Source organism: Sphingobium vermicomposti (genome assembly GCF_011762025.1).
Taxonomy (GTDB): domain Bacteria; phylum Pseudomonadota; class Alphaproteobacteria; order Sphingomonadales; family Sphingomonadaceae; genus Sphingobium; species Sphingobium vermicomposti.
This window is the reverse complement of the sequence record NZ_JAASQR010000004.1, coordinates 1-12,287: the sequence shown is the minus strand read 5'-3', so window position 1 is coordinate 12,287 and position 12,287 is coordinate 1. Positions and strand designations below refer to the sequence as shown.

Here is a 12,287-nt window from a genome sequence, read left to right as displayed (position 1 = left end):
TTGGGTGAACGGTTCGAAGGCGCTCTACGGAGTGCCTTCGCCGCTTTGGGTCGGTGGGGGCAGCGGCGGCGCGCCGTCGCCCAATGTCGCAAGATATCGGATCAGCGCCGCCCGGTCCTCTGGCCTGCGCAGCCCGGCAAAGCTCATCTTTGTGCCGGGCACATTGCGCGCGGGGGACGCGAGGAATTCGAACAGGTCACGATAGCCCCATATTCCGCCATGCCCTTTCATCGCGGGCGAATATGCAAAGCCGGCATGGGTTCCGACGCCGCGCCCGACCACATCCCACAAATTGGGGCCGATCCGGTTCGGCCCGCCCGGCGTCAGGTCATGACAGCTCACGCAAAGCTGCATCTTGGCCCTGCCCGTGTCCAGATTGGCGGTGGCGAGCAGCGTGCCCAGATCCATGACCGGCGCGACCGCTCCTGCGGCGCTGCCTGCGGAAGGCATCGGCGACTTCCCCTGCATCTGATGGCGCCAGGCGATCACCCGGCTGGCCTCCCCCGGCGCGCCAAGGCTGGCGGGCCAATCCCGCTGCACTTGCGCCATGTCGATGCGCGCGGGCGCGTCGTCGGGTGCATAGGCAAGGCCGCCTGCCTCCGCGCTCGAATATAGCTTCCCGGCGAACCAGTTAAGGCTCCACAGCGAAGTCGCCGCGCCCGCGACGCACAACCCTGTGACCAGCCAGCGCATACGGATCATGGCTCAACCCCCTCCGCCCATGAAGATGGCGCGCGTCCACCAGGCATAGTCAGCTTCGATCGTCATGATCCGCACCAGCACCAGCAGCAGCAACGGCGGCACGAGGATAGCGTAGATCAGCGACAGCCTTTCCCACGCCAGATGCATGAAGATCGACAGGATAAGGCCCGCCTTCAACAACATGAACAGGATGATCAGCGTCCAGCGGATGATCCCCTGAACTTGCATGTAATCGACCATGTAGGACATGGCGCTCAGCACGAACAAATAGCCCCAGACCTTGAGGTACAGGCTGATCGGATGCTGCCCACCTTCATGGATGGTTTCGGACTGCGCGGCGGGGATGTCGTGCTTCATGGCGGTCACCACAGGTAGAAAAAGGCGAAGATGAAGACCCAGACGAGGTCAACGAAATGCCAGTAAAGCCCGGCAATCTCGACTGCGCTATAGTCGCCAGTCCGGTCATAATGGCCGCGCGCCACCTTCGACGCGATGATCAACAGCAGGATGACGCCGCAACTGACATGCAGCCCGTGAAAGCCCGTGATCATGAAAAAGCTCGCGCCGAATTGGGGCGCGCCCATGGGGTTGCTCCACGGGCGCACGCCTTCATGGATCAGCTTGGTCCATTCAAACGCCTGCATGCCAAGGAAGGCCGCGCCGAAGATGGCCGTAAGCAGCATCAGCACAGCGGTTTTCCGTCGGTCGCGCCTATATCCGAAATTCACGGCCATCGCCATGGTGCCGCTGGAACTGATCAGCACGAAGGTCATGATGGCGATCAGGACAAGCGGAATGGATTGACCGCCGATCGTCAGGGCGAAAACCTCCGCCGTGTTGGGCCAGGGCGTGCTGGCCGACATCCGCATCGTCATATAGCCGGTCAGGAAGCAGGAGAAGATGAAGGTATCAGACAGCAGGAAAATCCACATCATCGCCTTGCCCCAATGGGTGTGGCGAAACACTTCCCTGTCGGCGGACCAATCGGACACAATATCGCGCAAGGCGGGCGTGATGATTTCCCGATCTCGTTTATCAGGCGTCGTCAGAGACATGGCGATACAGTCCCTTCCCGATGGGTTTCAGGTCGATACAAGCAGTCCGGCCAGCAATATCCAGATGACCAGAAGGAAATGCCAATAGAGCGCGCACAAGCGGATATGGCGGATATTGCCCCCGATCAGCGCCCACCCCGCCGCGCCCAGCCCGCCCATGATGTGCACCCCGTGCAGGGCGGTCAGCAGGTAGAAAAAGGCATTGGCCGGATTGGCCGCCAGATAATAGCCAGCCGCCTGATAATGGCGCCACAGCATCCATTGGCCGATGAGGAAGCACAGCCCCAGCGCCGCGCCTGCGATTGAAGCCCGAACCGCCCTGCCCTGCGCCCTCGCGCGCCGCGCGACTTCCCAGGCGATGCTGCTGCCCACCAGAACCGCGCTGTTGATCCACAATAGCGGGGGATCGGGCATCGGCACCCAGTCACTGCCCATATGGCCCATCGCGCTGTGCAGCCCCATGCGCATGACATAGGCCGCCACCAGCAGCGAGAACATGACGCAGGCGACCGCGACATAGGCGGAAAGGCCCACCGCCCCCGCCGATGGACGGTCGGGCGGCAGATCCCTGTCGCTCTTCGGCTCCCAGCTTTTTTCGGCAAGGCGCGTAAACAGGCTCATGCGCGCGGCTCGGTCTGTGGAATGAAATCCCTGGCCGCGCCCGGCACACTATAATCATAGGCCCAGCGATAGACGACCGGCAGATGCGGCCCCCAATTGCCATGAGCGGGCGGCGTTTGCGGCGTCAGCCATTCCAGGCTGGCCGCGCCCCAGGGGTTGGGGTCGGCGCGCGGTCCCCGGAACAGGCTCCAGATCATGTTGAAGAAGAATAGCCCCTGCGCGGCGAACACGATCAGTGCAGCGATGGTGATCCATTCATTGGCCAGATGCACGGACTCCGGGATGAACGCCGTTTCGCCCAGCGCATAATAGCGCCGCGGCACCCCCAAAATGCCGAGATAATGCATCGGCAGGAAAATCGCATAGACGCCCAGGAAGGTGATCCAGAAATGGAGCTTGCCCAGCGTCTCATTCCACATCCGCCCGAAAATCTTGGGATACCAATGATAGATCGCGCCGAATATCACCAGCACCGGCGACACGCCCATGACCATATGGAAATGAGCGACGACGAAGAAAGTGTCGGACAGCGGCACGTCGACGCTGACATTCCCCAGGAACAGTCCCGACAGCCCGCCATGGATGAAGGTGAAGATGAACGCGATGGCGAACAGCATCGGCACGCGCATATGGATGTTGCCCCGCCACAGGGTCAGCAGCCAGTTATAGACCTTGATCGCGGTCGGAATGGCGATGATCAACGTCGATGTGGCAAAGAAGAACCCGAAATAGGGGTTCATGCCGCTGACATACATATGATGCGCCCACACGACGAAGCTGAGCGCGCCGATGATGACAATCGCCCAGACCATCATGCGATAACCGAAGATGTTGCGCCGCGCGTGGACGCTGATCAGGTCGGACACGATGCCAAAGGCAGGCAGCGCGACGATATAGACTTCAGGATGGCCAAAGAACCAGAAGAGGTGCTGAAACAGCAGCGGGCTTCCCCCCTCCGTCGGGGTGATGCGACCCATGCTCTGCATTGTCGGCATGAAGAAGCTGGTGCCCGCAAAATGGTCGAACAGCATCATGATCGCCGCGACGAACAATGCGGGAAAGGCGAGCAGGCCCATGATCGAAGCGGTAAAAATGCCCCACACCGACAGCGGCATCCGCATCAAGGTCATGCCCTTGGTCCGCGCCTGCAGCACCGTGGTCACATAGTTTAGGCCGCCCATGGTGAAGGCCGCGACGAAGATGGCCAGGCTGACCAACATGGTCGCGATGCCCCACTGATGCCCCGGCGTCCCTTCGGTAATCGCCTGCGGCGGATAGAGCGTCCAGCCAGCGCCCGTCGGCCCACCCGGCACGAAGAAGCCCGCGACCAGCACGATCACCGACAGCAGATAGAGCCAGTAGCTGAGCATATTGACGAAGGGGAACACCATGTCCCGCGCGCCGACCATCAGCGGGATCAGGTAATTGCCGAACCCTCCCAGCAACAGCGCGGTCAGCAGATAAACGACCATGATCATGCCGTGCATCGACACGAACTGCAGATAATTGTCCGGCTGGATCGAGGGGAAAAGTCCGGGGAAGCCAAGCTGCAGACGCATCAGGGCGGACAGTATGAGCGCGACCACCCCGATCAAAATAGCGGTCACGCTATATTGGATCGCGATCACCTTATGATCCTGGCTCCAGACATATTTGGTCAACCAGCTGCGGGGATGATGCAGCGGGCGCAGGTCGTCGGCCAGTGTCGTTGCCATCAGCGAATGCTCCGGGGGGCGGATATGGTGCAGGCATTGGCCTTGATCAGCATGATCGAAATGGCTGCCTGAGGCATGTCGGCGAGAATTTGCGAAAAGCTCGTCTGCTGCGCCTGCCATTCTGCAAAGGCTTTGGGCGTTTCCACCACCACCTTGCCGCGCATTTCATGATGGCCGGTTCCGCACAGTTCCGCGCACAGTATATCGTATGTGCCGGCCTTGGTCGGCGTCATCCAGAAATAGGTGACGATCCCCGGCACCAGATCCATCTTCGCCCGGAACTCCGGCACGTAGAAGTCGTGCAGCACATCCTTGGACCGAAGCACGATCTTCACCGGCTTGCCCACCGGCAGATGAAGGTCGCCCGCCTCCACCAACAGGTCGTCCCGGCCATAGGGATCGAGCGGATCAAGCCCCAGCACATTGTCGGGACTGATATATTTGACCGCCGCCGCCCCCAGCACGCCGTCGGGTCCGGGGTAGCGGAACGACCATTGCCATTGTTGCCCGACCGCCTCGACGATCGCCGCTTCCTTGGGCACGGACACATATTTGCCCCATGCCACCAGACCCGGCGCCAGCATCCCGGCAATGCCGATCGCGGTCCAGAATGTCAGCCGCTTTTCAAGGGTGGCATTTTCCGGCTCATAATGCGCCTTGTGCCCCGGCCTGTTGCGATAGCGCACCAGCACCCAGGCCATGAACAGGTTGAGCAGGATGAAGGCAGCCGCGCAAATCCACAGCGTCACGTCCAGCGCGGAATCGATGGAACCCCAATTGGAAGCGAGCGGCGTGCGCCACCAGGGACTGAACAAATGAAAGGCGACCGAACCAAGCACCAACAAGGCGATGGCGACCGCAATCGGCACAGGCCCTCTCCCATCATGCTGGCGCCCCTGGCCGCTTTCCCGGCCATTCTTGCGAGTCGCCTCTGCAACAATCCGACAACAGACTATCGGATAATGAAAAAGTTCGCAAAGTAGATGGTGCGATCACGCCATGCTGTTCGAACTTGCACGCCCCTCAATCCATAGGACCGAGCAGGATTTCATTATCCGTCCGTCGCACGATCTTCAGATCGAAGAACGCGCAGAGGGCATTTGCAAACGCGTCCATCTGTCCGACCCTGAAACTGCCTTCGAGTTGTCTGGAACCCAATCCCGCATCCACCAGTCGGATCTTGCGTGCCGAATAGCGATTGGCCTCAGCGACGGCATCGGCGACGGATGCACGGGTAAATTCCAGACGCCCTTCGCGCCACGCGGTCATGCTGGCGGCATCGACGGCGGTGGGCCGTCCCATCGCCCCGTCTGCCGTCATGGTGATCTGCTCGCCGGGCGAAAGCATGGTCCGCTGAGGCTTTTGGCGTCCCTGGGCATAGGATGTCTCGACCGATACGCGGCCATGAACCAAGGTGACCGTGCGATCTTTGCCAACCGCCGAAACATCGAAATCGGTGCCGATGGCGGTCACCGTCATCATGCCACTGGTGACACGGAAAGGACGTTGCGGATCATGTGCGACCGCGAAACTGGCGCGCCCCTTCAGCAGGACCAGCCGCCTTTCGTCGTCGGCAAGGCGGACGGACACGGCGCTGTCAGTATCCAGCGTCACATGGGAGCCATCGGCTAACGCGATCTCCTTGCGCTCACCGACCAGCGAAGCGATGACCTCATCCGAAGGGGGAGCAGGCAGGAAGATGGCGAAGAAGGCGATAGCCGCCGCTGCGCAGATGCCAGCGGCAAATGCGCGCGGCCACAGCCATTCGCGAAAAGCGTGCCATTTGGCCCGACGCCGCTCCAGCGCATCGACATAGTTGCGCGCTTCGACCATCGGTGAACTGTCGCGCAGGGCAACCAGCATGTCCTGCAGCATGGCATCATGTTGCGCCATCGGTGATGAGGGGGACCTATTCATGGCCGCTGCCCTCCTTCGGCTTCTTCCAGCCGCATTCGGCAATGAGCCAATGCCAGGCGGATATGTTTTTCGACCATGGATATGCTGATGCCCAGGCGCTCCGCTATGTCCGATTGATGAAGATTATCGATACGATGCAGCATCAATGCCGCCCGGCGCTTGACCGGCAATTCCGCCAGCGCCCGTTCAATGATTTGCAGTTGCTGGCGCGCGATCATTGCCCGTTCCGCCGAAGGTTCGGGACTGGCGACGTCCATCGCGGGGATGTCGCGTTCCCATCGGTGGCGCACCGTGAACTGGCGCGCCCTGTCCTTGACCAGATTGGTGGCGGCCACATGCAAAAAGCCTGTCGCGTCGCGGATCGGCGTTCGTTCCGCCGTTTGCGCCAGCCGGGTATAGGCATCCTGAACGATGTCATTGGCTTCATCGCCAACGTGGAAACGGCCACGGACGAAACGCATGATCCGGGCATATTGCCTGGTGGCTTCGGCCATATAGGACACGACGACAGGATTTTCATCCGTGATCGTCGGGCTTACGCGCTCAGCAGGCGTCATCATATGCCCCGACACTATGCTCTCCCTGCTGCCAAGCATCGGTCAAGTCCGTGGCGCAGTCAATCTTCGTTCCCGGAAAGGGGGCGCTGAAAAAAATTGCTGCTGGGATTGCGGATTGTGCATTGGGCCGCGTCCTCTTCAATAGATCAAGAATGTGGGGACAATGATCCGCACAAAAATGGAGAGGGGACAATATGAAGAGCTTTCGAAAGCTGGCCCTGTGCGCCAGTGTTGCGCTGGTCACCGCCGCCGCCATGCCATATGGGGCCGCCGCCGCGCAGGTGCATCAGACGCCGCGCAGCTTCTTCATCGAAGCACAGCCGCTCGACACGGCGCTCAAAACCTTTGCGCGCCAATCGGGCGTGCAGATCCTTTTTTCCGGCAAGGACGTGTCGGGCAAGATTGCCCGTTCGCTGAAGGGAAGTTTCGTAGCATCCACCGCGCTTGACCGGCTGCTGGCCAATAGCGGCCTGCGCGCGATCAGCGTAGGCCCCGATGTGATCGTGCTGCGCCGCGCGGATGTTCCGGGGCCGGTTGATATCAGTGCCTTTACGCCATCCCAACAGGAAGCGCCGCCGGTCGCGACCCTTCCGACCGCCAGTCAGGACGAAAGCCAGCCCGGATCCCAGGACATCGTCGTCACCGGCTCGCTGATCCGTCAGTCCTCCACCGCCACGCCGCTTAGCGTCATCGACAGCAGCACGCTGCAGGCGCGGGGCATAACCAATGCGTCGGACCTGGTCCGCATCCTGCCCGCCAACGCCGGTTCGGAAGCCCAGATCGACCAGCTTAACCAGCCGCTGACATCCGGCACCGCACAGTTCAACCTGCGCAATCTGGGCCTGGGGTCGACATTGGTGCTGGTCAATGGCCGCCGCCAGACGTTGAGCGCCGTTGCGGCGACGGATGGCAGCACCTTCACCGACATCAATTCGATCATGCCGCTGATCGCGCTCCAGCGGGTAGAAGTGGTGAAGGATGGTGCCGCCGCGACCTATGGGTCGGATGCCGTGGCCGGCGTCGTCAACTTCATCACGCGCAAATCCGTCGACCGCCCGGAAATTTCAGGCCGCATGAATTTCATGGACGGCGCGCAGCAATATAATCTGGAAGGCATTGCCGGTTTCAAGATCGGTCAGGGTGACCTCGTGGTCGCTGCCTCCTATTATGAAAGCACCCGGCTGGCGACCAATGAACGCAGCTTTTCGCGCGCGCGGACCTTCGGACGCCCAGCCTGGCATTCGGTATCCAGCTTTGGGCAGCCCGGCTCTTATTTCGTGCCGTCCCAGAACAGCTTCGTACCCGACCCCGACTGCACCAATGCCGCCTTTCCCGACAGCTACATGAACTCGCCCGCAGACAGCTTTTGCCGTTTCGACTTTTCCGATTTCTTCGATCTGATCCCCAAGGAACGGCGGGCGCAGATCTTTTCAACTTTCAATATGCCGCTGAGCGACGCGGTCACGCTTAATCTTGAAGCGGGTTATGCCAACACCTATTCGGTGACGACATCCTCGCCATCCTTTCCCATCCTGGCGGTGACGCCGGTCGTTCCCGCCAGCCATCCCGACAATCCCTTTGGTGAGGATGTCCGTTTCCGTGGGCGATTGCTGGGGTCCAGCTACGGCCCGTCTATCGCGACGTTCAACTATGACACATTCCGCTTCGCCGGTGGCCTGGAAGGTCCCCTTGGCGGCAGCTGGCAATGGGCGACCAACGCCACCTACAGTCAGCAGAAAGCGCGCTATAACAAGCCCGACACGATCGCGTCCGCTTTGAACAATGCGCTCAATGGATTGGGCGGCGCTGGATGCGACCCGGCCACGGGCACGCCGGGGGTCGGACCGTGCCAATATTATAATCCGTTCGGGTCGGCGACGACCGGAACCGGCACAGCCAACAGCCCTGAGCTTATCCGCAGCCTGATCGGCTATTCCGACCTGCGCGGAAAAACCAGCCTCTTCACGGCTGACGGCGTGATCACCGGCAATTTGTTCGACTATTCGGGCGGCACCATCGCGGCGGCCTTTGGCGTCCAATATCGCCGCAGCACCTTCCGTCATGACTGGGGCGACCTCGTCAACGCAGGCGAGCTTATCACCCTGGGGCAGGCACCCGACTTTTCCGGCGATCAGGAAAATATCTCTGCCTTTGGTGAGTTGAAGGTGCCGTTTGGCGATCGGGTGGAAGCCCAAATCTCTGGACGCTATGAAAAATATCTCCACAGCTTTGGCAATTTCAGCCCGAAAATCGGCCTGTTGGCTCGACCGATCGATGAAGTCTCTCTGCGGGCGTCCTTTGGCAAAGCCTTCCGCGCGCCGTCCGTCTATCAGCAGGTGGCGGTCCAGTCGGCTCAACCGTCGGTCAGTGACGGGGGCACCTTTGTCTTCGTCAACACCCAGACCTTCGGCAACCCCAATCTGGACCCGGAAAAATCGACCAACTATAATCTCGGTGCCACGCTGCGGCCTGTGCGCGGGCTTGAACTGGGGATCGATTTCTACAGCTTCAAATATAAGGACCTGATCGTCAAGGAAAACGCCCAGGCCATCATCAACCAGGCGCTGGCGGATACCGCAGGCGGTCTAACCGGCACTGAAGCACAGTCCCGCGTAGTCCGCGACATCAACGGCACGTTGCAACTCGTCCGCCTCAGCTTCATCAACGCCTCGTCGGTAAAGACCCAGGGCATCGACGTCACCGCCCGCTACACGCTGGATACCGATATCGGCACGTTCAACGTCAACGCGGCATGGACGCATATCAGCAAATATGACATCCGCCTCGCGCCGGGATCGGCCGTGCTTGACGGGGTCAACAGTGTGAACTTCAACAATCTGGGCCGTTCATTGCCGCGTGACCGGGTGGAATATGGACTGTCTTGGCAGAAGGATGCGCACCGCCTGACAGTGCTGGGTCACTATGTCTGCGGCTATGACAATGATCGCACCGGCATCACCCAGACCCGGATCAAATCGCAGAACACGTTCGACGTTGAATATAGCCTGTCTCTGGACGGACTTCTGGGTCTGGGATCGACCCAGATCAGTGTCGGGGCGGTCAATATTTTCGATCGCGACCCACCCTTGGCGCAGCTTAACCTTGGTTTCGATCCAATCGTGCACGATCCACGCGGTCGCGTTATCTCCGTCGGGTTGAAGCAGGGATTCTGATCTTCACCACTTGATCCAACGGGCCGGGGACATATTCCCCGGCTCAATCGGCCTGTCGCACAGGAAAGGAATGGAATAGCTTGTCCAAGGCTTATGGCTCCGAGGGCCAGGGATTATCCAACCGGCAGGCCAATTATGCACTGGCGGCATTTCTGCTCGCCTATGTGCTGTCCTTCGTCGATCGCCAGATCCTCAGCTTGATGGTCGACCCGATCCGGCGCGACCTTGACATCAGCGACTTGCAAATGGGCCTTTTGCAGGGGATGGCTTTCGCGCTGCTCTATGCCATTTTGGGCGTGCCGGTAGGCTTGCTGGCCGACCGCTGGCCGCGCAAGTGGATCATCACCGTCGGGGTCGCGTTCTGGAGCGCGGCGACCGCCCTGTGCGGCCTAGCCAGCAATTATCCGATGCTGTTCGCCGCGCGCATGGCGGTAGGCATGGGGGAAGCTACGCTGTCTCCTTCGGCGCACTCCTTCCTCAGCGACGCCTATCCCCGGCACAAACTGGCGCGAGCGATGGCCATCTATACATTGGGCATCACCATCGGCGGCGGGCTGGCGCTGATGATCGGCGGCGCCGTGATCGACCTCATCGGTGCGCGCGAAACCGTCAGCCTTGGCATGTTCGGCACGATGCGATCGTGGCAGGCCAGCTTTCTGATCGTCGCCAGTCCCGGCATTATCGTCGCGGTCCTGGTCGCATTGGTCCGGGAGCCACCCCGTGGCAGGAACCAGACGCCAGCGATGATAGCGATGGGCCATCAGCCAAAAGCAGCGGACATTGGCCTGCGCGCGATGTTCGGCCATTTCGCCCGCAACCCAAAGGTTTTTGCCAGCATATATGTTTCCTCCTGCCTGCTCGGCGTCATGGGCTATGGCATGACGGCCTGGTATCCTTCGCTGCTGATCCGCAATTTCGGCCTGTCTCCGGGTGAAGCCGGACGATATCTGGGCTTTATTTTCCTGATATTGGGAAGCGCTGGAACTGTGTCTGGAGGACTGCTGTCCGAACGGATGGCATTGCGCGGACGACAGGACGCCAATCTGCGGGTTGTCGCCCTGGCCGCCGCAGGAACCGCAATCCCAGCGACACTTGCGCCGCTGATGCCGTCACAATGGTCGGTGCTGTTAATGTTCGCGCCAGCCTGTTTTTTCTTCAATTCCTATTTCGGCTGTTCCGTAGCCGCGCTGCAACTGGCCACGCCCCCCCGCATGCGCGCGACCAATTCGGCGCTATTCCTCCTCGCCAATGCGCTGATCGGCCTCACCGCGGGATCGGCGATTATCCCGCTACTCGACAGCTTGTTTTTCGGCGGCAGCGGCAACATCGCCCTGCCGCTGGCATCGGTTGCCGCGATCGCCAGCACCACCGCCGCCGTCATAGCCTTCGCGGGATGCCGCACTTATGGCGAACTGGCGACCGCGCAGGCCGCATGAGTCGGTGGAGAGGGCATTAGTTTTCTGGTGGTCTATGACGTGACGGCGTGGGCGACCCCCGCATGAGTATGGCTCTATCGTGATGCGCAGACCGCATCAGCTTTTTAGCCAATTTTCAGATCGGTGCGTCGGTGCGGAGGCTTGTGCATCGACACATTATTGAGCGCGGAGGCTGATAGCCTTCAGGTATAGAGCGGGGATCGCCGCGCCGTGCGACGCAGCAGCGGTGAAGCGCATGACACGCGGAATGGTTGGTCGGCAGTGCGCCCAACTCCTCGGAACTGCGCAAGTCGCAACAGTCACGCTTGGGGACAAGACAGCAGCATCACCCCGGGGGCGATTAGCGCGCAAGGACGTCGCTGCGTCCTCCACGGCGTGACCATTGTCCGCGCCACTAAGCGACGCGCGCGCCTGTCAGCGCCAGACCGATGACGGCGGTTTGACTTGTGGTCTGCGGGCGCGAAAAAGCCGAAGCGGACGGAAAAATGATGGTCGCCGTGGAAATCTGAATTGATGAACCCAGTCCGCGTCAGCATGAGGCCTGCGCTTCGCACGGGGGCTACACCCGCATCTCGGTCAAATCGACCGAGATCTGCAGATCTCGTTCATTCATAGATCCGCACGCCACATTCGCGCCCGGCGGCTGAAACTGCTGCCACCAACTCGCGCTTCTGCTAGTCAATCCATACCCATCCCTGCTCTCCGCTCAAACTGGCAACGATTACTGTGCCTTGGGCCGTTGCGACCTTGAGGTAGGAGCCGGAACACCGAAATGCGGCCCTCAATTGATAAGGCGCTATCGGGGGCATTCTCTCCCTGAAGACGGCCATGTTGAGCGGGAGAGCGCCGACGGCCCAGGTTCACCCGCCGCTGCTGGTATATGAGCGCAACGTTGAAGCTGCATTGGCGGCCTGTTGGCGGACGTTTTAGGCGGTTGGAAGTGGTTTTGGTGTGATGGGGGGGTAGCACGCACGAAAGCCTCAGTCTTGTGGGACTGAGGCTTTCGTTGTGGTGTTGTTGGTTGCGGGAGCAGGATTTGAACCTGCGACCTTCAGGTTATGAGCCTGACGAGCTACCGGGCTGCTCCATCCCGCGTCACCAAAGGCAAAAG

10 protein-coding genes and 1 tRNA gene are annotated in these 12,287 nt (G+C 60.7%); 2 read left to right on the top strand and 9 right to left on the bottom strand.

Translation table 11 applies throughout. The annotated features are described in order from the left end of the window. Positions 1-24: 24 nt before the first annotated feature. The 8 genes from FHS54_RS13535 to FHS54_RS13500 all read right to left on the bottom strand — a co-directional run bounded on the left by FHS54_RS13535 (position 25) and on the right by FHS54_RS13500 (position 6,582). The gene (locus FHS54_RS13535; RefSeq protein WP_167304529.1) at positions 25-702 is read right to left on the bottom strand and encodes a c-type cytochrome; all 678 of its coding nucleotides are present in this window, start codon (positions 700-702) and stop codon (positions 25-27) included. Between the two features lie 3 nt (positions 703-705). Beyond that, a complete protein-coding gene (locus tag FHS54_RS13530; protein WP_167304527.1) occupies positions 706-1,059 on the bottom strand; it encodes a cytochrome C oxidase subunit IV family protein in 354 nt (117 codons plus the stop codon). A 5-nt stretch (positions 1,060-1,064) separates the two neighbouring features. Beyond that, a complete protein-coding gene (locus FHS54_RS13525; protein WP_167304525.1) occupies positions 1,065-1,757 on the bottom strand; it encodes a heme-copper oxidase subunit III family protein in 693 nt (230 codons plus the stop codon). A gap of 27 nt (positions 1,758-1,784) precedes the next feature. Further along, on the bottom strand, positions 1,785-2,378 hold the full coding sequence (locus FHS54_RS13520) for a cytochrome c oxidase subunit 3 (protein ID WP_167304523.1): 594 nt from the start codon (positions 2,376-2,378) through the stop codon (positions 1,785-1,787). Continuing rightward, positions 2,375-4,093: a cytochrome c oxidase subunit I gene (locus FHS54_RS13515; RefSeq protein ID WP_167304521.1), complete on the bottom strand. Its 1,719-nt coding sequence runs from the start codon at positions 4,091-4,093 to the stop codon at positions 2,375-2,377. The genes FHS54_RS13520 and FHS54_RS13515 overlap by 4 nt, the downstream gene beginning before the upstream one ends. Then, positions 4,093-4,962 (bottom strand): cupredoxin domain-containing protein, encoded by an 870-nt coding sequence (locus tag FHS54_RS13510; RefSeq protein WP_167304519.1) that lies wholly within the window; start codon positions 4,960-4,962, stop codon positions 4,093-4,095. Before FHS54_RS13510 ends, FHS54_RS13515 begins: the two co-directional genes overlap by 1 nt. Before the next feature lie 154 nt (positions 4,963-5,116). Beyond that, positions 5,117-6,010 carry a FecR family protein gene (locus FHS54_RS13505; RefSeq protein WP_167304517.1) on the bottom strand — a complete coding sequence of 298 codons (894 nt, stop codon included), beginning with the start codon at positions 6,008-6,010 and terminating at the stop codon, positions 5,117-5,119. Next, entirely contained in the window at positions 6,007-6,582 is a 576-nt protein-coding gene (locus tag FHS54_RS13500) for a sigma-70 family RNA polymerase sigma factor (protein WP_167304515.1), read from the bottom strand. Before FHS54_RS13500 ends, FHS54_RS13505 begins: the two co-directional genes overlap by 4 nt. A gap of 179 nt (positions 6,583-6,761) precedes the next feature. Here FHS54_RS13500 and FHS54_RS13495 point away from each other — a divergent pair, with 179 nt between their 5' ends. Both FHS54_RS13495 and FHS54_RS13490 read left to right on the top strand, forming a co-directional pair. After that, on the top strand, positions 6,762-9,740 hold the full coding sequence (locus FHS54_RS13495; protein ID WP_208405010.1) for a TonB-dependent receptor: 2,979 nt from the start codon (positions 6,762-6,764) through the stop codon (positions 9,738-9,740). An 80-nt stretch (positions 9,741-9,820) separates the two neighbouring features. After that, positions 9,821-11,176, top strand: coding sequence for a spinster family MFS transporter (locus FHS54_RS13490; RefSeq protein ID WP_167304513.1), 1,356 nt, complete (start codon positions 9,821-9,823; stop codon positions 11,174-11,176). A 1,018-nt stretch (positions 11,177-12,194) separates the two neighbouring features. Here the strand turns inward: FHS54_RS13490 and FHS54_RS13485 are convergent. Beyond that, positions 12,195-12,271: transfer RNA gene (locus FHS54_RS13485), tRNA-Met, on the bottom strand. Between the last annotated feature and the right edge of the window lie 16 nt (positions 12,272-12,287).